General features: G+C 70.3%; 30 protein-coding genes and 2 pseudogenes. 12 read left to right on the top strand and 20 right to left on the bottom strand.

Annotated features, from left to right (window positions below):
* Positions 1-4: 4 nt before the first annotated feature.
* Positions 5-730 carry a TetR/AcrR family transcriptional regulator gene (locus EAS64_RS12795; RefSeq protein ID WP_145853125.1) on the bottom strand — a complete coding sequence of 242 codons (726 nt, stop codon included), beginning with the start codon at positions 728-730 and terminating at the stop codon, positions 5-7.
* A gap of 142 nt (positions 731-872) precedes the next feature.
* Between EAS64_RS12795 and EAS64_RS12790 the strand changes: the two genes are divergently transcribed.
* From EAS64_RS12790 to EAS64_RS12775, 4 genes are all read left to right on the top strand, one after another.
* Complete coding sequence (locus tag EAS64_RS12790) at positions 873-1184, top strand: STAS domain-containing protein (protein WP_187365873.1); 312 nt, start codon at positions 873-875, stop codon at positions 1182-1184.
* Between the two features lie 19 nt (positions 1185-1203).
* A complete protein-coding gene (locus tag EAS64_RS12785; RefSeq protein WP_187365872.1) occupies positions 1204-2247 on the top strand; it encodes a glycosyltransferase in 1044 nt (347 codons plus the stop codon).
* Between the two features lie 48 nt (positions 2248-2295).
* The gene (locus EAS64_RS12780) at positions 2296-2739 is read left to right on the top strand and encodes a HEAT repeat domain-containing protein (RefSeq protein ID WP_145853123.1); all 444 of its coding nucleotides are present in this window, start codon (positions 2296-2298) and stop codon (positions 2737-2739) included.
* A gap of 95 nt (positions 2740-2834) precedes the next feature.
* Complete coding sequence (locus EAS64_RS12775) at positions 2835-3275, top strand: GNAT family N-acetyltransferase (protein WP_187365871.1); 441 nt, start codon at positions 2835-2837, stop codon at positions 3273-3275.
* Positions 3276-3318: 43 nt separating this feature from the next.
* On the opposite strand, the gene EAS64_RS12770 is transcribed toward EAS64_RS12775, so the two are convergent.
* The 4 genes from EAS64_RS12770 to EAS64_RS12755 form a co-directional block, all read right to left on the bottom strand.
* Positions 3319-3978, bottom strand: a complete 660-nt coding sequence (locus EAS64_RS12770) for an isochorismatase family protein (protein ID WP_145853121.1) — start codon at positions 3976-3978, stop codon at positions 3319-3321.
* A gap of 151 nt (positions 3979-4129) precedes the next feature.
* Positions 4130-4465, bottom strand: coding sequence for a hypothetical protein (locus EAS64_RS12765; protein ID WP_145853120.1), 336 nt, complete (start codon positions 4463-4465; stop codon positions 4130-4132).
* Positions 4466-4475: 10 nt separating this feature from the next.
* Complete coding sequence (locus EAS64_RS12760) at positions 4476-5225, bottom strand: hypothetical protein (protein ID WP_145853119.1); 750 nt, start codon at positions 5223-5225, stop codon at positions 4476-4478.
* Positions 5222-5725 (bottom strand): SigE family RNA polymerase sigma factor, encoded by a 504-nt coding sequence (locus tag EAS64_RS12755; protein WP_145853118.1) that lies wholly within the window; start codon positions 5723-5725, stop codon positions 5222-5224. The genes EAS64_RS12760 and EAS64_RS12755 overlap by 4 nt, the downstream gene beginning before the upstream one ends.
* A gap of 339 nt (positions 5726-6064) precedes the next feature.
* On the opposite strand from EAS64_RS12755, the gene EAS64_RS12750 reads away from it, so the two are divergent.
* A complete protein-coding gene (locus tag EAS64_RS12750; RefSeq protein ID WP_145853117.1) occupies positions 6065-6520 on the top strand; it encodes a hypothetical protein in 456 nt (151 codons plus the stop codon).
* 79 nt (positions 6521-6599) lie between these two features.
* A complete protein-coding gene (locus tag EAS64_RS47155) occupies positions 6600-6761 on the top strand; it encodes a VOC family protein (protein WP_342782045.1) in 162 nt (53 codons plus the stop codon).
* Positions 6762-6974: 213 nt separating this feature from the next.
* Here the strand turns inward: EAS64_RS47155 and EAS64_RS45795 are convergent, their stop codons facing one another.
* The 4 genes from EAS64_RS45795 to EAS64_RS12735 are packed head-to-tail and all read right to left on the bottom strand — an operon-like array spanning position 6975 to position 9130.
* A complete protein-coding gene (locus EAS64_RS45795) occupies positions 6975-7358 on the bottom strand; it encodes a DUF5655 domain-containing protein (protein WP_246115686.1) in 384 nt (127 codons plus the stop codon).
* A complete protein-coding gene (locus EAS64_RS44715; protein ID WP_222849263.1) occupies positions 7325-7534 on the bottom strand; it encodes a DUF4287 domain-containing protein in 210 nt (69 codons plus the stop codon). Before EAS64_RS44715 ends, EAS64_RS45795 begins: the two co-directional genes overlap by 34 nt.
* A complete protein-coding gene (locus tag EAS64_RS12740) occupies positions 7534-8754 on the bottom strand; it encodes an RNA polymerase sigma factor (RefSeq protein WP_281283261.1) in 1221 nt (406 codons plus the stop codon). Before EAS64_RS12740 ends, EAS64_RS44715 begins: the two co-directional genes overlap by 1 nt.
* A gap of 40 nt (positions 8755-8794) precedes the next feature.
* Positions 8795-9130 (bottom strand): YciI family protein, encoded by a 336-nt coding sequence (locus tag EAS64_RS12735; protein ID WP_222849262.1) that lies wholly within the window; start codon positions 9128-9130, stop codon positions 8795-8797.
* 196 nt (positions 9131-9326) lie between these two features.
* On the opposite strand from EAS64_RS12735, the gene EAS64_RS45790 reads away from it, so the two are divergent.
* Both EAS64_RS45790 and EAS64_RS43525 read left to right on the top strand, forming a co-directional pair.
* Complete coding sequence (locus tag EAS64_RS45790; protein WP_246115646.1) at positions 9327-9680, top strand: Type 1 glutamine amidotransferase-like domain-containing protein; 354 nt, start codon at positions 9327-9329, stop codon at positions 9678-9680.
* Positions 9681-9929: 249 nt separating this feature from the next.
* Entirely contained in the window at positions 9930-10091 is a 162-nt protein-coding gene (locus tag EAS64_RS43525) for a hypothetical protein (RefSeq protein ID WP_187365870.1), read from the top strand.
* Here EAS64_RS43525 and EAS64_RS12725 read toward each other — a convergent pair whose 3' ends face one another.
* The 3 genes from EAS64_RS12725 to EAS64_RS12715 form a co-directional block, all read right to left on the bottom strand.
* Positions 10092-10625: an ABC transporter permease gene (locus EAS64_RS12725; RefSeq protein WP_145853114.1), complete on the bottom strand. Its 534-nt coding sequence runs from the start codon at positions 10623-10625 to the stop codon at positions 10092-10094.
* The gene (locus tag EAS64_RS12720; RefSeq protein ID WP_222849261.1) at positions 10622-10879 is read right to left on the bottom strand and encodes a GntR family transcriptional regulator; all 258 of its coding nucleotides are present in this window, start codon (positions 10877-10879) and stop codon (positions 10622-10624) included. The genes EAS64_RS12725 and EAS64_RS12720 overlap by 4 nt, the downstream gene beginning before the upstream one ends.
* A gap of 120 nt (positions 10880-10999) precedes the next feature.
* On the bottom strand, positions 11000-12007 hold the full coding sequence (locus EAS64_RS12715) for an isopenicillin N synthase family dioxygenase (RefSeq protein WP_145853113.1): 1008 nt from the start codon (positions 12005-12007) through the stop codon (positions 11000-11002).
* Positions 12008-12130: 123 nt separating this feature from the next.
* On the opposite strand from EAS64_RS12715, the gene EAS64_RS12710 reads away from it, so the two are divergent.
* Positions 12131-13390, top strand: coding sequence for a glycosyltransferase family protein (locus tag EAS64_RS12710; protein WP_145853112.1), 1260 nt, complete (start codon positions 12131-12133; stop codon positions 13388-13390).
* On the opposite strand, the gene EAS64_RS12705 is transcribed toward EAS64_RS12710, so the two are convergent.
* Positions 13350-13907, bottom strand: coding sequence for a TetR/AcrR family transcriptional regulator (locus tag EAS64_RS12705; protein WP_145853111.1), 558 nt, complete (start codon positions 13905-13907; stop codon positions 13350-13352). The two genes, EAS64_RS12710 and EAS64_RS12705, sit on opposite strands and share 41 nt — an antisense overlap.
* A 90-nt stretch (positions 13908-13997) precedes the next feature.
* On the opposite strand from EAS64_RS12705, the gene EAS64_RS12700 reads away from it, so the two are divergent.
* Positions 13998-14450, top strand: a complete 453-nt coding sequence (locus tag EAS64_RS12700; protein WP_145853110.1) for an anthrone oxygenase family protein — start codon at positions 13998-14000, stop codon at positions 14448-14450.
* A gap of 115 nt (positions 14451-14565) precedes the next feature.
* On the opposite strand, the pseudogene EAS64_RS12695 reads toward EAS64_RS12700, so the two are convergent.
* A pseudogene (locus EAS64_RS12695) lies at positions 14566-14859 on the bottom strand (nuclear transport factor 2 family protein); the annotation flags it as partial.
* A gap of 9 nt (positions 14860-14868) precedes the next feature.
* Positions 14869-15375 carry a maleylpyruvate isomerase N-terminal domain-containing protein gene (locus EAS64_RS12690; protein WP_145853109.1) on the bottom strand — a complete coding sequence of 169 codons (507 nt, stop codon included), beginning with the start codon at positions 15373-15375 and terminating at the stop codon, positions 14869-14871.
* A 132-nt stretch (positions 15376-15507) separates the two neighbouring features.
* Here EAS64_RS12690 and EAS64_RS12685 point away from each other — a divergent pair, with 132 nt between their 5' ends.
* Entirely contained in the window at positions 15508-15774 is a 267-nt protein-coding gene (locus EAS64_RS12685; protein ID WP_145853108.1) for a lipopolysaccharide assembly protein LapA domain-containing protein, read from the top strand.
* Here EAS64_RS12685 and EAS64_RS12680 read toward each other — a convergent pair.
* From EAS64_RS12680 to EAS64_RS12670, 4 genes are all read right to left on the bottom strand, one after another.
* A complete protein-coding gene (locus EAS64_RS12680; protein ID WP_246115645.1) occupies positions 15697-16650 on the bottom strand; it encodes an RNA polymerase sigma factor in 954 nt (317 codons plus the stop codon). The two genes, EAS64_RS12685 and EAS64_RS12680, sit on opposite strands and share 78 nt — an antisense overlap.
* Positions 16635-17036, bottom strand: a complete 402-nt coding sequence (locus EAS64_RS45785) for a sigma factor (RefSeq protein ID WP_246115644.1) — start codon at positions 17034-17036, stop codon at positions 16635-16637. Before EAS64_RS45785 ends, EAS64_RS12680 begins: the two co-directional genes overlap by 16 nt.
* Positions 17033-17356: a YciI family protein gene (locus EAS64_RS12675; RefSeq protein WP_145853547.1), complete on the bottom strand. Its 324-nt coding sequence runs from the start codon at positions 17354-17356 to the stop codon at positions 17033-17035. The genes EAS64_RS45785 and EAS64_RS12675 overlap by 4 nt, the downstream gene beginning before the upstream one ends.
* A 101-nt stretch (positions 17357-17457) precedes the next feature.
* The gene (locus EAS64_RS12670; protein WP_222849259.1) at positions 17458-18987 is read right to left on the bottom strand and encodes an aminotransferase class I/II-fold pyridoxal phosphate-dependent enzyme; all 1530 of its coding nucleotides are present in this window, start codon (positions 18985-18987) and stop codon (positions 17458-17460) included.
* Positions 18988-19211: 224 nt separating this feature from the next.
* Between EAS64_RS12670 and EAS64_RS45780 the strand changes: the two genes are divergently transcribed.
* Positions 19212-20444 (top strand): hypothetical protein, encoded by a 1233-nt coding sequence (locus EAS64_RS45780; RefSeq protein ID WP_246115643.1) that lies wholly within the window; start codon positions 19212-19214, stop codon positions 20442-20444.
* A gap of 21 nt (positions 20445-20465) precedes the next feature.
* On the opposite strand, the pseudogene EAS64_RS47425 reads toward EAS64_RS45780, so the two are convergent.
* A pseudogene (locus tag EAS64_RS47425) lies at positions 20466-20789 on the bottom strand (ATP-binding protein); the annotation flags it as partial.
* Between the last annotated feature and the right edge of the window lie 3 nt (positions 20790-20792).

The following is a 20792-nucleotide window of genomic DNA, read 5'->3' as shown; positions in this document are numbered from 1 at the left end:
CTGGTCAACTGCCGGGAGTGGGCCGGTATGCCTCGATTCCGCGCAGGAGCGTTTCGAGGCCAGCGGTGAAGCGCTGGTCGCGATCGCCGTCCCAGGCGTAGAGACCGCACGTGGACAGGGCAGGGAAGCGGTCGGCGGGCAGGGCGCGGAAGAACGCGTGCAGATGTTCCCTGGTCGCCGTGTCGCGCAGCCGCTGCTCGGCGGGCGATGTGGGATCGGCGAGGGCGAAGCCGAGGGTGTAGTCGTAGACCACCCGGAAGGCCAGAGCGGCCTCGCGGCCGGGCAGTCCGGCCGCGAGCAGCGGCGTGAGGAATGCCTCGGCCAGGTCCAGCGACGTGGGGCTGAGCGGGTCCCGGGTCTTGAGCAGGGCGGCGGTGCCTGGATGGCTCTCCAAGACCGCCCGCAGACGGCGAGCCAGCGTTGCGATCTGCAGGGTCCACGGCTCGCTGGCGTTGGTGCGGCAGTCGGTCTCGCCGAGAACCGCGTCGAGTACGAGGTCGTGCAACTGTTCCTTGCCGCGCACGTAACGGTAGAGCGCGCCGGGCACCACGCCGAGGTGGGCGGCGAGGGCGCGCATGCTGAGCGCCTGCGCGCCGTCGGCGGCGATGATCGCCAGGGCCTCGGCGACCACCCGTTCCCGGCTGAGCGCACGGCGCTCGACCGGCCCCTCGTCGGGTGGGTCGAACCATAGCGCGGCGCTGCCCGCATCCGGTGACTGCTGTCCGGCCACGCCTGCCTCCTGGTCGGCCGCCTTGACGGGTGAACAATGTTCACTGTAGCGTGAACATTGTAGCTCGGAAATGAATGGTGTTCACCTTAGCGGTGTTCTTCCGGGTCGCACGGCCGGTGCTGGCCAGGCAGAGGAGGACAATATGACCGTAACGCCATCGGCTCCGCCTTCCGACCGGATCGTCGTCAAGCTCAGCGGCGGCCTAGACTCCGCGGCTGCCCCGGCACTTCGCGAACAACTGATCGACGTGCTGCATCGTGGCACAGGCGTGCTCGTCCTCGACCTGTCGCGCGTTCTGTCGTGCGACACGGCCGGGCTGGCTGTGCTGATTGGCACGCAGCGCCGTGCCAGGCTGCTCGGTACCACGATTTCCCTGCTTGCCCCGAGCCCTGTGGTCGCGAAGGTGCTGCGCTCGACCGGCCTGGATCGCAGCTTCTCCTTCTGCGCGGCGTGAACAGCGCCTGGGCCGCCGCGTGAGCTGGCCGGATCCGCCGTTCCGCCATCTGATGCGGATCACCGACCGTATCGGCCTGCTTGAGCACACCGATGGCATCGTGCCGATGCACGAGCGTGGCTACCGCGTGGAGGACACCGCGTACGGGCTCACGATCGTATGCAGGGAACCCGCACCACGCGATGAGCTAGTCACCCTAGCGCGGCGCTACCTGTACTTCCTCGCCCAGGCGCAGGCAGCCGACGGCAGTTTCCGCAACCACCTCGGCTATGACCGTCACTGGAAGGATGTGCCGGCCACCGCCGACTCCTGGGGGCGTGCACTGCAGGGACTGGGCACCGCTGTCGCCCGCGGCCCCGTCGCGGCGATCCGGGGAGAATCGCTCGCCCGGTTTGACTCCGGTGCTCAACTTCGTTCCGAATGGCCGCACGCGATGGCGTTTGCCGCGCTCGGCGCTACCGAGGTGCTCAGCGTCATCCCCGGCCATGCCGGTGCCCGTCGTCTCCTCGCCGTCGCCGTCGGCATTATCGGTGAGCCGGCGGGCAATCCCGTCTGGCCGTGGCCAGAGCCACGGCTCAGCTACGCGAACGCCTCCATCGCCGAGGCGGTCATCGTGGCTGGCAGGGACCTCGGCGACGATCGCGTAGTCCGCAACGGACTGCGCATGCTTGACTGGCTGCTGTCCGGTGAGACCCGCTGCGGCCACCTGTCGGTGGTGCCCGCGGGGGGCTGGGGCCAGGGCGAGTCCCGCCCCGGTTTCGACCAGCGGCCGGTCGAGGTCGCGGCGCTCGCCGACGCGTGCGCACGCGCCGCCGCGGTGACAGGCGACACCAGCTGGCTGACCGGCGTCGGCCTCTGCGTGGCGTGGTTCCTCGGCGACAACGACGCCAGGACCCCCATGCTCAACGAGCGCACCGGCGGCGGCCATGACAGCCTGGAACCGAGCGGGCGCAGCCGCAACCAGGGCGCCCAGTCCACGCTGGCCATGATTTCAGTGCTGCAGCAGGGCCGTCGCGTCACCGCCGCGCAAGCTGCCCGCGCGGAAGCTGCGCCAAGCGCATAGCACCCGGCGCGTCTCCCGCCGGCTGGGGAGACCGGGGATACTGAGCCGGTGAGCCGGGTACAGTCCAGCACCCCGAAGCAACGGATCGCCGCCGAATGCGCTCGTCATGGCCCCGGTCCGCTGACAGCCGGCTGCGTCGCGCTTCTTGAATGCCGGCCACGCGAGGTGAGCGACAACCTGATCGTCGTGCTCGGCGGCGAGCACGGGCGCAACGTCCTCGACGGGGCAGACGGCGGCAAGGCCGGCTACTGGCCCCGCGTCTGGGCCGCCCGCGCCCTGCTCCATCAGTGGGACCCAGTGGCCACCGCCGCCATCACCGATGCCACCCATTACGAGGCCTGGCGGGTCCGCGAGATGGCCGCCAAGGTCATCGCCGCGCACCGGGTCGGCGATGCGCTCGACGCGGTCGCGGCGCTGCGCACCGACCCGGTCGAACGGGTCCGCGCCGCCGCCTCCCGCGCCGTGACCCTGCTGACGGCCGCGGGCGCCTAGGCCGGACCGTCAACGTCTCCTTCGTGGGTGCCCGCGGTGCTCTCCGGCACTTTTAATGCGTGGCGGATTGCGCCTGGCTGGCGCATACTGTGCCGGTGATACGGCTTGGCACCCCCGCTGACCTGCCTGCGGCCGACAGTGTCTATCGCCGCGCGTCGCTGTCGAACGAGGGCGACCGTGACCGCCTGCTGGCACATCCGGAGCACCTGATCCTGGGACCGGAGGGACTGGCCGAAGGGCGCACGTACGTCGCTGAAGAGGACGGAACGGTTGTCGGCTTCGCCACCTGGGCCAGGACTGGCGACATCATCGAGCTTGAAGACCTGTTCGTTGACCCGGACTGGCGGCGGCGCGGGATAGCCGCCGCCCTCGTCATCCGCATCGTGGACGTTTTGCGGGCGCGCGGCGTGCGATGCCTGGAGGTGACCGCCAACCCGCACGCGCAGGAGTTTTACAGCGTCATGGGCTTCATCGACTGCGGCACGGCCGAGACGGAATTCGTCACCGCTCCACGCAAGCGGCTGTCTTTCCGCTGACCGCCCCGTGAGCGGGCCCGGCGATTGACGAACTGCGTCGGTCTCATCGGCCTGCGCGAGCTCCACTGCCCGCGGGCTCGGTGCTTGCGCCGGCCAGGGGCCGGTCCCCGCCGAATAGGATCTGCGTGAAGTCTTCCGCCCTTTCCTGGCGGGCCCAGTCGCGCTGCAGCTCACACCCCACCTGAACCACGCTGGTCGGCTTGCCGCCCGCTAGGGCGATGCGGTCAAGCCCGGCCTGGTGCGCCTCGGGTGATGTCCCGCCGACGGCATCGGTCACGGGGTAGACCTGGTATCCCTCGAGCATCGCATCCAGCGAGGGGAAGGTCAGGCAGGCTTCTGTCCACAGCGCGGCCATGATCAGCTTGCGGCGGTCGGCTGCCCGGACCGCCTGCTTGAACTGGGTGTCTTCCCAGGCGTTGATCGTGGTCCTGTCCAGGGCGGTTATCCCCGGCAGGACGTCTTGGAGCGGCCCGATGGTGGGCTGGTTGCGGCCGGTGGAGACGTTGACCGTCGACAGCACGATCGGCAGCCGGTACAGCATGGCGAACCGGGCCAGGTGCACCACGCGGTCGACCAGCAGGTCCTGATCCATGGACCTGATCGACGACACCTGGATGGGCTGGTAGTCGATGATGATGAGCGCGCAGTTCTGCGGCGTAAGGAGATGGTCTGCGAGAGGATCGCGGACGGGTTCGCTTGTCATGAGATGCCCCCTTATAGCTGACTGGACAAGCAGCGGACTGCCAATCCTGCTCTGCTAGTCCATCAGGCTCGTGCCCGCTGGCAAAAGCGGGGCAGGCTGTCACGTCATAGGCTCGCGCTATATCGGCAGGGAATGTACGACCCGACGCACACTAGCCCGATGGGGTCGGTGGGGTAACGATCGGATAGCGGGGGACGGGTCGGGAAGGGCACTCGATCCAGCAGCCTGGCCGTGTGCCGTCCTGCCAGATGCCGTACGCGTCGCGCCAGGTGGTGTTGCTGCCCAGGCCGTAGCTAGTCAGCTGGCGCTGGCCGTCGAGCCGGATCGCGAACTCGTCGCCGTTGATGCCGACAAGGGCGACCGTGCCGGTCTGCGCGGTCGGTGTGAGGGTCGCGGTGGTGAGCGACTTCCCGGCCCAGAATCCAGCGGCGGCCAGAAGGATCGCGGCCGCGCCAAGGGTCATGCGGTTCCTGTTTCGCGTCGTCATGAACGGCTCCTCAGTACGGTTGGCTGCGGGCGATGATGCGGCCGCTCTTGTCGTAAGCTGCCTCGCTGGTGACGTCGCTGCTGGTAAAGCTGTTGCCCGGGGCGCTGATCCAGGCCAGGAAAACTCCGACGGTCTTACCGCCACCAATGGGCACTGGCACGACGTTGGCGCTGACGTCCTTGCCGAATGCCGTGAGGACCACCCGGACTGCCTGCGGGCTGGTCAGGCCGAGGACCGGCCACGAGGTACCGGGCACAGACGACGAAGCCAGCGCAATGTCAGGGACCAGCGCGCTGAAGGCGACGCCTCCGCCGCCCGGAACCTCAGACCGAGGCCACGCCGGGCATTCAACATGCTCGGTAGCATCCTGGCTGGAGCTGCGGAACGTCGCCCAGCACACCTCGCCGCGTCGGGTGGCCCAGGCCACCGTGGTCCAGTGCTTGGGCCAGCTGCTGATCAGCGTCAGCTTGCCGTTCGCCGGAGGATCTTCGGCCACCTGGGCATCGATCGGAGCCGCGCTCGGGGCGGCTGCCGGGCCGGACTGGCTCGGGAACATGCTGACCGTGAAGCCACGCGCGCCCGCGATCACGCTTCCGACCGCCGCGCAAGCGGCCAGCACCGCGCCAAGCTGTGTGAGTCGGCGGCGCTGGCGGATCCGCTTGCCGTGGCCGATGATCGCTGTCAGGTCGAGGTTCGGCGGCTGCGGGTCGGGGTAGCGCAGATCTACCGGACATGCAGGGCGGGGCTGCGGACTGGTCATGACGCGACCTCCGATCGGAGCTCGGCATCGGCGCGCAGCTTGGCCAGCGCCCTGGACGTGGCGCTCTTGACGGTGCCGGGTGAGATGCCCAGCTCCCTGGCGATCTGGAGTTCCGACAGGTCCAGGTAGAAGCGCAGCGCCAGCACAGCCCGCTCCCGGCTGGTGAGCTTGGCCAGCGCACGGAGCACCAGGTCGCGGGCGGCGGACGCGGCGGCCGGATCGACGTGGGCGAAAACCTCAGGAACTTGCGGCGAGGGCTGCTCAAAGCGGACACGCCGGCGCCACCAGTCGGTGTTCGCATTGATGATGCAGCGCCGCACATAGGCCGCCGGGTCACCGCCACGGATGTCCCAGGCGGCGTAGGCCTTGGCGAACCCGTCCTGGGCAAGACCCTCGGCCCGGCCGCGGTCACCGCTCAGCAGCTCTGCCAGCCGGACCATCTTGCCCTGGTAACCCGTGACGAAGTCGGTGAACTCGCCGAGTTCATCGTGTCGGGACACCGGACCGCCCTTTTAAGTCTGCTGCTTTCTTGCCTTAACGTTCCAGACGCAGGAGGGCTCCGCCAGGTTCTGCGCGTCGCTGAGTACAGCAGATGAGCGCCCGGACGTGCGCCGGCGCTCTCTGTGCGCTCGCGGTGCGGCCCTAAGCGGGCGGCGGCCAGTCCGGGCAGCCCGTAGAGCCTGCTCCCGCCCGGGCTGATGGCAAGATCCCATACATTCCGCGGAACCGGGATGGGGGCTCGCGCCTTCCCGGACCTGGCATCGATCGCGATGACCTCGCCTGCCCGGCGGTGATAAGGGTTCCCGGCGCCCACGTAGAGCGTCCGCCCGTCAGGCGAGATGGCCAGTGCCTGCGACCCGGCGGGTACCGGGATCGGCCTGCCCGGGCGGCCGGAAGCGACGCTGACCGGCACTACCGCGAGCGACTTGCCCCCGCTGTCGTCCAGGACGTACAGCAGCGCGCTATCAGGCGAGGCCACCATGTTCTGTGGCCCGCCCAGGCGCAGCGGCTTTGCAGCCCGCCCCGCCGCGAGGTTGACCGGCGTCACCGCGTCGGCACTGGTGCTCTTCGCGATCAGCGCGAAGAGAGTCTTGCCGCCGGGGGAGACGGCCACCGAACCAGCCGCGTCCTGGCTGGATCCCACGCTGATCATCCGCGGGCCGGACCGCCCGGCCGCAACATGCACGCCCGCCCAGCTGATGACGACGAGCCCCAGGAGCGAAGCCAGGGCCAGCCCCGTCTTCAGCTTCGCGCCGCGCCAGGCGATCGGTGACATGCCAGCCATCTTCTCGTAGCCTGCGCGCCGATAGCCGGTTAACCGTCCCCTTTCCGGGTTGAATGATGGCACGCCGCAGATGAACCCGGCGGAGCTTCATTGTCGAGCCCAGAACAACCACTCCGATCTACGCTGATCTGGTTGCGACCGGGTACCGGGGACAGCAGCCCCCGTACGACGCCTTCTGGGGAGCGCGGTATGCCGTCATCGAGGACCCGGACGGGAACGCGGCCGGGATCATGAGCCCCGGTCGACCCTGACCGGCGATCACTGCCGGACTTCGGCGAGGCGTAGTCTCAGGCCCCCGCTGAAGGGCGCGCGATATAAGGCGGATCTTGCCGAGCTGAGCTTGGGTGTGGCTGTCAGCATCGCTCGCGTGGTCGGCAATCCGAATGAGACGGCCTGGCTGGGGCTGCGGATCGCCCTGGTCGTCCCGTCTTCCCTGGGCGCGTGGCGGCCACGTCGCCGGGTGGCTATCCCGCCAGTGCGTACGCGGCGGCGAGCCAGCCGCGGAGTTCGTCGTCAAGATCAGTGACTGCGGTGATGCGGACACGGTGGGTGAACAGCGGGTTGAACCTGGCCGCTGACTCCAGCCGGCCGGTCGCTGGCGTTGCCGACAGGATCATTCCGAGGTCGATCCGGCTGGTGGTGCTGGGCTGGATCATCGCGAACTGCTTGCGGCGGCGGAGGCTCAGGTAGCCCTTCTTCGGGGCGATGTCGAAGCTGCCGAGCGCGCGAATTTCATCGAGAAGGGCATCGTGTAGCGGCCGGAGTCCGGCTTTCGCGCCAGCGTAGAGAGCGTCGGCCGGGTCCGGTGGTGCGGCTACGCCGGCGTGATCGCGTTGCCGGGCAAGCAGCGAGACGCGGTGCGCGGCGCCGTGCGCGAGGCCGTGGTCACCTTGAGCATCGCCACGACCGCGTTGTGCTTGTTCAGGCCCGACGCGTCGATGACCCCGAACCAGTAATCGAGGGGCTTGCCGTAGGTGGTCTCGATATTGCGGATCTGGGACTGCAGGGCGGCGTCGACGTCCATCAGGTCTCCTCGGTGAGTGCGGGTGCCGCGGCTAGCGCGGTGATTTGGCTGGTGATGTGCTGGCGGACCGCATCGGCGGGCTCGAGCGCGAGAGCGTCGCGGTATGCGGCGACGGCATCCTCGCGGCGGCCGCACCGGGCCAGCATCGCGGCCCGGGCGATATGCAGCTGCTGCCAGCGGGCGAGCCGGGAGCTGGCGGCAAGCGTGTCGAGGATCGCGAGCCCGGCCGCCGGCCCCTCCGCGTACGCGACGGCGACGGCCCGGTTCGCCTCGATGACCGGGGACGGGTCGAACCGGAGCAGCTCGCCGTACAGCGCGGCGATCTGCCGCCAGTCAGTGTCGGAGCTCCTGGCCGCGTCTGCGTGGCAGGCGGCGATGGCGGCCTGCAGCTGGTACGGGCCGGGACGGCGCTGGGCGAGCGCCGTCTCGATCAGGATGCGTCCCTCGTCCAGGCGGCCCTGGTCCCAGCGGCTGCGGTCCTGGTCAGCGAGCAGGACCAGCGCGCCGTCCTGGTCAGCGCGGGCGGCGCTGCGGGCGCTGGTGAGCAGGATGAGCGCGAGCAGCCCGGTGACCTCGGGCTCACCCGGCAGGAGCCGGTGCAGGCTCCGGGCGAGCCGCAGCGCCTCCTCGGACAGGTCATCCCGGACGACGGCGCCGGTGCCCTGCGGCGAGTGCCCCTCGGTGAACGTGAGGTAGACGGCGCGCAGTACCGACGCCAGGCGGGCCGGCCGGTCGCCAGGACCGGGCACCCGCAGCCGGATGCCCGCGTCGCGGATCTTCCGCTTTGCCCGCACGATCCGCTGGGCGATGGCCGGCTCGGGCAGCAGCAGCACCCGCGCGATGGCCGCCACGGGCAGCCCGCACACCACCCGCAAGGTGAGGGTCACCCGCGCTGCCGGGTCCAGCGCCGGGTGGCAGCAGGCGAACAGCAGCGCTAGCTGGTCGTCGCCGGCGACGGCACTGCCGTCCTGCTCGGCAGCGACCTGCTCCTGCACGGCTTCGCGCTCCTTCCCCGGACGGGTGCTCTCGCGACGCAGGTGGTCCAGCGCACGGCGCCGCGCGACCGTGACGACCCAGCCCCCGGGATTGGCCGGCCAGCCTTCGCGCGGCCACTGCTCCACAGCCGCCGCGCACGCCTCCTGCGCGCAGTCCTCTGCCAGCGACAGGTCGCCCGCGAGCCGGGCCACCGCCGCCGCGGCGGGCCACCACGCGGTGCGCAGCGCCCGCTCGATGTCCCCGCTCAGTGCGGCCCCATCACCATCACCGGCCGGACCTCGACCGACCGTACTTAGCCGACGGGATCATCGCCGCGTACTGCAGCGCCGTATCGAGATCCTCGCAGTCCAGGATGTAATAGCCGCCGAGTTGCTCCTTGATCTCGGCAAACGGCCCGTCGCTCAGCAGCGTCTCACCGTCGCGGACCCGGACGGTGGTCGCGGTCTGCGGCGGCTGCAGCGGGCTGCTGTCCACCAGGACCCCAGCATCCGCCATTGCCGTCGTCGCGGACTGGAACTCGCCGAGCATCTGGATGAACTCCGGCGTCCCCGGCGCCGGCCCGGCATCCGGCTCGCCGTAAAGCAAGGCAATGTACTTCATGTCGTCCTCCCACGACGGTGTCTCCGCAGTCACTGTGTTATCGAACTTAGCCTCACGGATTCGACAGCGGCGGGGGAGAAAAAACCTGATGTCAGAGACGGTCACGTCGCCCCGCCCTTGGTCCAGCCACAGCTGGGCACACCGTACTCGGGCTCTTTACCCGCCCAACGCGAGGCTGCCCGATGTCCTGCCGATTGTGCAGCCGGCCTCGCTGTCCGCGCTGGGAGTGATTCCCTTTCAGGTCAACCCGCACTACCCGGCCGCCGGCCCGCTGCGCACGGCACGCGACCGGCGGCTGGGGGAGTTCCTGGAAGAAAACGACGTTCCCGTGCTCGGCCTGTGCGAGGGATCCTGGCTGCACGTGTCCGCTGCCCGGGCGACGGCGGGCGGCACCGCCGGCGGCCGGGTCCTCACCCGCGGGTCGTTCCCCGCGACGTCCAGCCCGGCGATGACCTCACCGCCCTCCTCCGCAGCCGCGGTAGCTGACGTATTAAGTGCCGCGCATGGCGATTCTTCAATAAGGCGGATCCAGCGCGATGAGTCGGCATAGCGTGACTAACCCCGACCTGCGTCGTGGTGGGAGATCGCTGGGTCCAAGCGCTGTCAGGCCTGCCTGCCGCATCCGTTGCACGGGGCGGCGCCGCCGGGCCTTGCAGTCAGTCCGGCCCGATGGTGCCACACTGAAGGGGACGGCTCCCTGCGATCCCCCGATCGCGCCGCTGTATCGATGGATAGGTGAACAGCGATGCCTTCCCGCATACCGAGAGGCCCGGGTCTTCCCTTCGGCGGAGGACTCAACTTGCTGCTAGTTGCTGGCGGCGCGTACTTCATGTGGGAGCACGAGCAGGGCCGGCACGGACAGCCGCACCTGCTGTGCCCGCTGTGCTGGCTGAATAAGATCGCCCCGGCCCCCGAGGCGTCCGGTACGCCTGGCCCGGCCGAGCCACCGGAACAGACCTGACTAGATGATGGCCCGGCGTATGGTGCTGAACCCGCCGAGCCCCAACGCGATGCTGAGCGCCGCCAGCACGCCGGTCAGTGCGGGTGCCTGCACCGTGGTGAAGAAGTGCCCGAACGCGGTCCAGTCGTGCGTCAGCGTCACCACGGCCACGACGGCGAGCACCACCAGCATCTGGGCGACGACGAACGAGACTATGCCAATCACGTTCCACCGCCGGTAGACCAGCCCGTACCACATGCCGTACAGGAAGAAGAGCATCAGCAGCACGAACGAGGTGACCCAGGTCTGGTACCACGGGCCGTCCATGATCCACGGCACCCGGAAAAAGTGCAGTGAAGAGCCCCACCCGCCACTGGCACGCTCGAGCGCCTGCAGCACGGTCAGCGCCAGGCCGTAGGCGATGCCAAGTGCCAGCACCAGCAGGGCGGTGCCAAGGTAGTACCTGCGGCGGCTGACGCCAAGCATCAGGCCGAACGGCAGCTCCCTGGTCATGCTCGACACACCGCAGATGAGCAGGAAGATGTAGATGGTCACCAGCCCCGGAGGTGTTCGCGCGCGCCAGCGGCAACGAACATCCCGATGCCGCGGCGCTTCTCCAGCACCCCGTCGTCCACCAGCATGTTGATCCCCTTCGCCGCGGTGGCCGGGTTGATGCGGTAGAAGGCAGCCAGCTCGTTCGTCGACGGCACCCGTGAGCCCTCGGCCAGCTGGCCATCGACGATGTCGTCGGCCAGCTGCCCGGCGATCTGCACGAACAGCGGCGTTCCATCGTCGAGCGCCGGCACCACGCCTTCCGGTTTAGCTGGTTAGTCGGTTAGTTACTCGAGTAATGTGCCGATGCAGTGATGGGACGTCAACGATCGCCCGCCCAGATCAGCCGGTCGGTAAACGTCATGGCAAGCTGACGGCTATCCCAGCACGTCGCCGCGGAGCTGCGGGAAGACCTTTGACACCTTCCCCAGGAGGTATTCGCCGTAGCTGCCGGTGAAGGCCCGCAGGTCCTGGCCGTCCCATCGCCGCCTGCCGTCGTCTCCGGCGGCGGCGAGGCCGGGGAGCGGCGGTACCTCGTCGGCGAATCCGGGATCCAGGAAGAACGGGAAGGAGAGCCGGCCGTGGCCGCTGAGGTTGCGGACCCGGTGCGGCGTCGAGCGGTACCAGCCCTCGGTCAGACGGTCGAGCATGTCGCCGATGTTGCAGACCAGGGTCCCCGGGATGGGCGGGGCGTCGACCCAGCCTTCGGGCGCGGCGACCTGCAGGCCGCCGCTGTCGTCCTGGGCGAGCAGGGTCACCAGCCCGTAGTCGGTGTGCTCGCCCACCCCCCAGCCGTCGGCCTGCGGCAGTGACGGCGGGTAGTGGAAGATCCGGAACAAGATGGTCGGGTCCGCAGTATAGCCGGCGGTGAAGTACCCGGCATCCAATCCGAGGCTCATGGCCACTCCGGCGAGAACGGCCTGGCCCGCTTGTGTCAGGGCGTCAAGGTAGGCAAGCACTAGGGGGCGCAGCCGGGGGACCTGCCGAGGAAACAGGTTGGGTCCATGCAGCGGCAGCCCGGCCAGGACGCGCGGATCATCGCCGGGCAGCTCGGCGCCGAAGTACAGCCCTTCCTTCAGGTCCGGCTGCCCGGAGGTGAGCTCGGCGCCCACCGGGAAGAAACCCCGCCAGGCCCGGCCGCCGCGCTCCATGGCGATCTCCAGCTTGTCCGCCAAGGGCAGCGCGAAGAACTCAGCGCTCGCGTCGGCCAGCTCATCCAGCAGTACGGCCGGCACGCCATGGCCCGTCACGTAGAAAAAGCCGCGATCACGGCAGGCCAGCTGGATCTGCTCGGCCACCGCAGCCCTCGCCGCCGCCGCAGCGCCGTCGACCAGCGGCCCGACATCGATCACCGGTAGCCCGGCTGAACGGCTAGAACCTGCCATGAATTCATTCTCCCCACCTTTCCGCTGACCGGCCAGAAAGGGTGCATCAGCCGCAAGGCGGATACATAAACCATCCCTGGGCATGACGACCGGGGCGGGTGACCGTGCCTAGCCTTTACTTCCGTGGCAGCGGATGCCGTGGCCAGCGGCCTGCGTGACCGACGGGTCTGGCGGAAGCACCTGCCGTCACTCGCGTTGTGGGCGCTGTGGCTCGTGAGCCGCACCGTGCTCTACCTCATTGGCACGGTTCCGCGCCTGGCCGGCGATGTGGGGCTATACCAGCACTGGTACGTGTGCTGCCTGTCCCGGCACGCCTTCCCGTCGGCCGATCCGATGTGGCAGTACCCGCCGGGCGCCGGCTTTGTCCTGTGGCTGCCCGGGCGGCTGCCGGGCAGTTACCTGAACGATTTCGCGCTGCTGGCCATCGGCTGCGACCTGGCCGTCACGATCGTCTTGGTCGCGGCATCCCGGCGGAGCGGGTCGCGGGCCGGGGCCTGGTACTGGGTGTGCGGCGTCCCGGTCCTCGGCCCGCTGGCCATCGACCGGCTGGACATGATCCCGGTCATGCTGTCGGTCACCGCGCTCTGCGCGGCCGGGCGCGGCGGCATCCGCGGCGGGGTGCTCGCCGCCGCGACGGCGGTGAAGGCATGGCCGGTCATGCTGCTGGCGGGTACCGCGCCCGGGCAGTGGCGCCGCATTCTCCCCGCCCTCGCGGCGGGGCTCACCGCCATTGCCTTCCTCCGCGGCCCGACGATGAGCTTCCTCGCGCACCAAGACGCGCGCGGCACCGAGATCGAATCGGCCGTCGCGGTGCCATTCATGATCTGGCGGCTCGTCGGCTGGCACGGGTCGATCGTCTACAAGTACGGCGCGTGGCAGCTCAGCGGCGAGTACTCCGGGCTCGCGCGGGATGCCTCGAGAGTGAGCCTGCTCCTCATCGCGGCGTCCGTGACGGTCTGGTGCCTGCTGACCGCGCGGGGCCGCATCCAGTGGCGGCCGGTGTTCGCGGCCGACGCGCCGCTGGCCGTGACGCTGCTGGTGCTGGTCGCCAGCCCGGTACTCAGCCCGCAGTACATGCTGTGGGCCGTCGGCCTGGCCGCCGTCTGCCTCGCCGCGAGGCAGACCACCCAGCGGCCTGCCGCGCTGGCCATCCTGACCGCTGCCCTGCTCACCGTCGTCGTCTTCCCCACCGGATGGCAGAGCCTGCTGGGGGGATCCGCGCTCGTCACGGGCATCCTGGCCGCGCGTGACGCGCTGCTGGCCGTGGCCGCGGCCGCGTCGTGCTGGCGTCTGCTCAGCGCCGCCCGGTCCCGCGGCGAAAACCGCGTGCAGGTGCACGAAGTTAGTCGCCGAAGCGGGCCGCGAGTTCGGCGACCCGGTTAGGGCGGTGCTCCAGCCGCATCCGGCCGGCGCGCTCGAGCAGGCTCATGCCGTGCAGCGCGCTCCAGAACACCTCGGTCGCGGTCCCGTCACTGTCGTCGAGCGCCGCGGCAAGGGCGTTGAAGCCGGAGCGCAGCTCGGCCTCCGCGTCGTCTTGGGCGAAGCGCGCATCGATCGGCAGCTGGAACATCGCGTCATAGAGCGACGGATGCGCCGCCGCGAAGTCAAGGTACGCGCCGGCCACCGCGACGGCGGCCCGCGCACCCGTCTTGTATCCCATGGCCGCCCGCGTCGCCTGTGCCAGCTCGGCGAATCCGGCGAGCGCCACCGTGCGCATGATCTCGGTCTTCCCGCCGGGGAAGTGCTGATAGAGCACGGGCTGCGTGTAGCCGATCGCGTCGGCCAGGCGCCGCGACGTGACGGCGCCCCAGCCGTCGGCGTCGGCCACGGCCCGGGCGGCGTCGAGGATCTGCTGCCTGCGCTCGGCCACGCGCCGTGCGCGGATACCCGGTTCTGCCATGGTTCCTCCCCCTTGCGTTCCTGCCGGTTCCCGTCTAGGTTAGCACTGCTAGATAATCTAGCACTGCTAACCAGAAAGGGCTCGCTCGTCATGTTCAACACACTCGCCGTCATCGCCGCGACCGTCGCCGGAATCATGGTCGGCGTCGAATTCGCGGTGGCGGTCTTCGTCAACCCGATGCTGCTGCGGCTGCCGGTGGGATCCGCGATCGAGGCACGCGCCGACGGCGGGCGGGTACTCGGTCGCGTCATGCCGTTCTGGTACATCGCCTCGCTGATCCTCATCGCCGCACTGGCCGCCGCCGCGAAGGGCGGCACGGCAACCAATGCCGCCATCGCCGCCGCCGCACTGTTCGCCGTGAGCGTCGTCATGTCGATCGCCCTGCTCGTGCCCATCAACAACCGCTCCAAGACCTGGACGGCCGACGACCACCCCGACGACTATCGCGAGCAGTCGCAGCGCTGGGACCGGCTGCACTACGCGCGGGTCGCCATCCTCGTCGCCGGGTTCGTGCTGACGCTCGTCGCCGCCACGGCCGGCTGAACCGCCGCATCCCGCGGATGCCGCCGGGCGGAACCGGTAACCAGCGCTCGACCAGATGCTCGCGGCCGGGCGGCGGCTCATACGGCTCAGGCCAGAAGTCCGTCACCCGCGTGATCAGCCCGTCAGCAAACTCGAAAAACGCCATCGCGTCAGCGGCACGGCCATCGAGAAGCCACTCGAACCACACCACCCCGTGACGCTCATCGGCAATCGTGACCTTCGGCCGCAGATGCCAGTCGCCGGGGTACTCCTGATTGAACCGCAGGTAACGCTCACGCCCCCGGATGCGCTCCCTTGACTGCGGGATCTCGTAGACCACCGCTGGATGCAGCAGCCCGGCCCAGACATCCCAGTCCCTGGCCTCCAGGCTCGCGATGAAGCGCTCGGCCAGCTCACGGTTGCCGCTCATCCAGGCAAGCTACCTTGCCGTCTCCGTGGCGACGAACTCAGCGGGCCAGTTGTCAGGCGCATAGCCGGCGGCCAGATCCACGTGGTGGTATTCCAGCTCGCTGCGCAGGCTTGCCACTGTGCCGCGCACCGGATGACGGCCGCCCCGCAGCCAGATCGCGGGCGCGTCCCACAGGCCGGCGGGGTGCTGGCGCATCGCGGTGAGGCATTCCGATACGGCGCGGTCCACGTCAGCGCGGATGATCGTCGCCGGACGCCCTGCTCCTGCCTCAATGGCATCGGCGCGGGCCTGCTCGGAGGGGTACTGCTCGCCGATGAGGCCTGCCTGAGCGGCGCGCAGCATTCCGGTGCGGGAGTCGGCTGCCTGCGCCACATGGGTGAGCAGGTGCGCGCGGGTCCACCCCGGCAGCGCGCAGGCCCCGCGCACGTCGTCGTCGGCCAGCGCCCGCACGGCGCCGAGAAAGCGATCCGCGCTCGCGGCCAGGGTGGCCAGCTCGGGCATGTCCGTTACGGTCACTGACCGAACGCTACCCTGGCGCACGCCCCCGCGCAGCCGGCCACCACCCCCGGCGGGTGATGCGCTGCTGGCATCCCGGCCTGATCCTGTGGCAGTGCCCCGTCAATATCGTGCCTGGTGAGGAGGAGTGTGATGGCTCAACAAGGTGAGGCGCAGCAGGCGCGACAAGAGACCCGACGACTCAGCGGCGGGATGATCACCTCGCTCATCGGCCTGGCGGTGCTGGTCATCTTCATCATCGAGAACCGGATGCGCATCAAGATACGCTTCCTGGCCTGGCACTTCATCTGGCCGCTGTGGGTCTACACGATCGTGATCGCGCTATTCGGCGCGTTGGCCTGGTTCGGCCTCGGCGTGATTCGCCGCCATCGGCGCCGCAGGGAACGGCGCGAACGCTGACGGGACCGAACGGTTCAGCCGGTCAGGTAACGCCTTTCCCAGCTGGTCGCGACGGCGTCTCAGGTAGGCGGTCTCGGCGGTGTTGCCCGCCAGTTCGATGGCCTTGTCGTACGCCGCGCGCGACTGCTGGCTGCGGCCAAGACGGCGCAGCAGGTCGGCGCGGGTCACCTGGTAGGCGTGATAGCCGGCCAGCCTGTCCGCGAGCCGGTCGACGGCCGCCAGTGCCACCTCCGGGCCGTCAAGCTCGGCGACCGCGATGGCCCGGTTGAGCGCGATGATCGGCGAGGGATCAAGCCGGACGAGCTGGTCGTAGCGGGCGACGACCTGCGGCCAGTCGGTGTCGCGCACGTCGCGGGCAGCGGTGTGCACGGCGGCGATCGCCGCGAGGATTTGGTAGCGGCCCGGCGCCGCGCCGGCGGCCAGGCGCTCGCCCACCAGCCGGTGCCCCTCGGCGATCAGCGCCGCGTCCCAGGCGCCGCGGTCCTGCTCGCCGAGGGGGACCAGTTCGCCGTCCGCCGAGACGCGGGCGGTGCGGCGGGCCTCGGTGAGGAGCATCAGCGCCAGCAGCCCGGCCGCCTCGCCATCGTCCGGCAGCAGGCCGCGGATCAGGCGGGCGAGCCGGATCGCCTCGGCCGTCAGCTCGTGACGGACGGGATCGGTGCCGGGACCGGTCGCCAGGTAGCCCTCGTTGAAGACCAGAAAGAGCACGGCGAGCACGCCGGAGACCCGTGCCGGGAGATCCTCAGCCGACGGCACACGGAACGGGATGCGGGCCGCCTTGATCTTGGCCTTCGCGCGGGTGATGCGCTGCCCCATGGCGGTCTCCGGCACCAGGAAGGCCCGAGCGATCTCGGGTACGGTCAGGCCGCCGACCATGCGCAGCGCCAGCGCCGGGTCTCCTTCGCCAGCGCCGGGTGACAGCAGGTGAAGATCAGCCGGAGCCGCTCGTCGTCGATGGCGCCGAGAGGCTCGGGCAGGTGGTCGTCGTGCAACAGCTGCGCCTCTCTGTGCTTGTCATCGCGCCTGCTCTCGCGCCGGATCTTGTCGATGGCCTTGCGGTTAGCGGTCGTGGTCAGCCAGGCGCCGGGATTGGGCGGCACGCCATCGGCCGGCCACCGCTCGACGGCGGTCGCGAACGCCTCGGCGGCTGCCTCCTCGGCGATGTCGAGGTCACCGAAACGCCTGGTCAGGGAGGCGACAACGCGCGCCCACTCCTCCCGATGGGCCCGGCTGACCGCCTCCATGACGTCGGCCGCGCTCACAGGAACGGGCGCACCTCGATCCTCCGGTTGCAGGCCTTCGACCCCTCGGCGGCGAGCTTGAGCGCCACGTCGAGGTCGGGGGCCTCCATGATCCAGAAGCCGGCCAGGTACTCCTTCGACTTAAGGAACGGCCCGTCGCTGAACATCGGCTCCTCACCGCGGTTGTCGATGACAGTGGCCGTGCTCGGCGCCGCCAGGCCGCCGGCGAACAGCCGGTGACCCCCCGCTATGAGCCGCTCGTTGAACGCGTCGATGGCCGCCATCTCGTCCGGGGTGGCTTGGCCGGTCGTGTCATCGATCACGGAAACCAGGTACTGCATCACGGGTCATCTCCTGTGGTTCGCGGTGCCCCTTGAGGGCAGCCTCTCACCCCTGCTACGAACACCCCTGCCCCGATCCGACACCGTCTCCCCGATGTCTTTCAAGACTTTCCGTGCGGCACGCGTAACTCGCCCGGTTGGTCGGCGGCGATGACCTGGATGGTCGTCAGGGTCGGATCGGCGGCGTAGGCGATGCGGCCGCCGTCGGCCCGCGCGGCCTGCAGCGCGCCGAGCGCGGCCGCGGAGATCACCTCTCCGGGCGCGAGGACGGGGACGCCCGGCGGGTAGGGCGCGATCAGTTCGGCGCTCACCCGGCCCACGGCGGCGGCCGCGGTGACGGTCTCGTGGCGGGCGAAGAACGCGCTGCGGGGGTCGGTCGCGGTGACCGGCTCGACGGTCCAGGCGGCGGCCGGTGAGATGCTGCGCGGTTCGCCACGGTGCCTTTCGACTGCGGCCGCCAGGGCGTCAACCAGGCGGGCGACGGAGGATTCGTCGTCAGAGAGCGTCACCATGGGGGCCAGGACGTCACGGTCGGCCATTTCCAGCGGAATGCCCGCGGCGAGCAGGTCTGCCTCGACGGCGTGCCCGTGCGCGCCGGTGCCGGCCAGCAGCACGACCAGCTTGGCCGGGTCCACGTCCAGCGGCCCGGCCGGGTGCCCGTCCGGTCGGCTCGTCACGACGGCGAGCCCGGGGACGGCGGCGAGCCGGCCGCGGGCGCCGTCCACCAGGTCGACGAGCCGGGCAATCAGGCCGGCGCCGTGCTGCTGCAGGAGCGCCCTGGCGGCGTCCGTGCTGGCGAGGATCGCACCGGCCGGGCTGGTGGTGTGGGTGGCGTCGAAGGCCCGCTCGAGCCGGTCGGGGTCGAGCAGGCCGCCGGACCGCCGGGTGCGGGCGAGCAGCAGCGCGGCCTGGCTCCACGCGGGCAGCGTCTTATGCGCGCTGGTGATGAGGGCATCGGCGCCGACGGCGAGCGCGTGCGGCGGCACCGCGGCGGAGAACCCGAAATGGGCCGCCCAGGCGGCGTCCACGACGAGCGGCACGCCGGCGGCGTGCGCGGCGGCCGCATGACGGGCGATGTCGGAGCGGGTGCCGATGTAGGACGGATCGCCGAGCACGACGCCGCACGCGTCTGGGTGCGCGGCGAGCGCTGCCTCGACCGCGGCCACGGGCACGGCCCCCGGCAGGCCGGTGACGGCGTCCAGTTCCGGCCGGACCCACACGGGCCGCAGCCCGGCAAGCACGATGCCGAGCAGCAGCGAGCGATGCAGGGTACGGGTGATGACGAGGTCCTGCCCCGGCCTGCCGAGGGCGAGCACCGCGGCCTGATTGGCGTGCGTCGAGCCGCCGACGGACAGCCGGCACCAGTCCGCGCCCCAGGCGGCCGCCGCCCGCCGCTCGGCCTCCGCGAGCAGCCCGCCGTCCTGTTTCATGGTGTCCAGGCCCGCGTACAGCGGCACATCGCTGCGCACCACGTCGCCCACCAGGTGCGTGCGTTGCTTATGACCGGGGATCGTGAACGGCGTCATGGCGCCCGCACGGACAGCGGCGCCGAACCGCAGCCAGCCGTCAAGCAGCGGCGCGTCGCGCGCGAGGCCAAGCGGATCGGCGTGGTCGTGCGGTTCGGGCGTCACGCAGCACACCATACGACTTCCGACGTCAGTCACCATTCCGAACGGATGCGGCTGACCCTGGCCGCCGCGCCGTGGCGCCGCTAGATGAACTCCCGCCAAACGATCGATGTACGGACTTATCACCACGGCTTCCACCGAATACGCTCAGCGGACAGGGTCACAGCGCAGCCCGCCGCGTCACCGCGCGGCGGGGCTGAGGGGCGGCAGTCTCGCGGGGAGACGTCATGCGCAAGGCACTTTCCATCACTCGCATCGCTGCGGCCACGGGCCTGGCCGCAGCGGTCCTCGTCGCCGGCCAGGCGGCAGCCGGCGCGAGCACGGGCGGCAGGGACCCGGTATCTGGCGCCTCGTTCGGGCCCGGGCACTGGTCACAGGTGACCGCCACCGGCACGCAAATCATCGCCGACGTCGGCCTGGTCCGCGGCGCAGACGGCCTGCTGCACGTGCTGTGGACCACCGGGGCCTCCGGCGGGCACCAGAAGATCATGGACACGCCGGTCGCCGCGACGGGCAAGCCGGGCGCGGCGGTCACCATCGCCGGCAGCCTGTTCCTCGCCACCGACCCGGACGCGACCGCCACACCTGGCGGCCTCGACGTGTTCTGGAACGGCATCAAGTCCGACACCGCCAACAGCCCGCAGGGCACCTTCGAGGCGACCAGGCCGCGCAAGGGCGGTCACTGGACGGTGACCCCCGGAGCCGTGCCGCCGCTGCCGGGAATCCCGTTCACCAGCGATTCCGACTCGGCGGGCACCGGCACCAACGGCAAGCCGTGGGTGGCGTTCAGCGGCACCGACTCGCTGGTCGTGCTGCACCAGGGCCAGAAGGAGACCCGGATACCGCCGACGCAGTGCTGCGTGTACCACTCCGGCATCGCCAGCGCCGGCAAGACGTCGGCGACCTGGCTGGCCTATCTCTCCCTGATCACCGGCAAGCAGGGCATCTACCTGCAGAAGCTCGCAGGCAATGGGCGTTCTGGCGGCGCGTTCCGGCTGCCGGGCACGGTCACCAAGGGCAACACGTTCCCGCTGGCGCAGCGGATCGGCATCGCCGGGCGGGGCACGGCGGGCGTGTACATCCTGTACGGGGCGGGCTACCCGGTGATCAGGACGCTTGAGGTGCTCCGCGCCGGCACCACGAAGCCGGTCAAGCTCGAGACGTTCGGCGGGTTCGCCGAGGAGGTCGCCGGTGACACGATCAGCGCCGGGCCGAACGGCCGGCTCTGGGTCACCTGGTTCGACGGCGACGGCACGCCGCCCCGGCTGTTCGTCCGGGCGTCAGGCACCACGGGACTGTCCTTCGGCAAGACGGCGCAGGTCGGCCTGCCCGCGGGCACGACCAACGTCTACAAGGTGTACACCAGCGCCCAGGCCGGCAAGCTCGACGTGGTCGCGCTGCTGACCATTCACGGGAAGACCGCGTACTGGGCCACCCAGGTGCCGCTGCCCAAGAAGTAGCGACCGCGGGCTCCGCCCGAGTTCCCTGGACAGCCGGGTCTTGCCGATCCCGGCCTCCCCGCCAATGAGGGCGAATGCCGGTTCCCCGTCGTCGACCCGGTCGAGCAGGCTCGCGAGCGATGCCAGCTCTTCCCGTCGGCCGATGAAGACCGGGCTTACCACGTTCGCGCCCACGCCAACACCATCCCATAGCGCGCCGGGCCCCGCATCCGCTCGGCATCCGCCCCGCTTCCGCGCGTCTCCGCCCGACCCACCCCGGATAACAGCAACAAGCGCCCATGGCGCCAGACTTGCGCATGATGGTGGATAGTTCTCCACCTCCCGCAGTGGAGTTCTATCCACCATCTT

The sequence above is a fragment of the Trebonia kvetii genome, assembly GCF_007827045.1.
GTDB classification, from domain to species: Bacteria; Actinomycetota; Actinomycetes; order Streptosporangiales; family Streptosporangiaceae; genus Trebonia; species Trebonia kvetii.
Note: the sequence above shows the minus strand (reverse complement) of the source record. Positions and strands in the feature narration are given on the sequence as shown.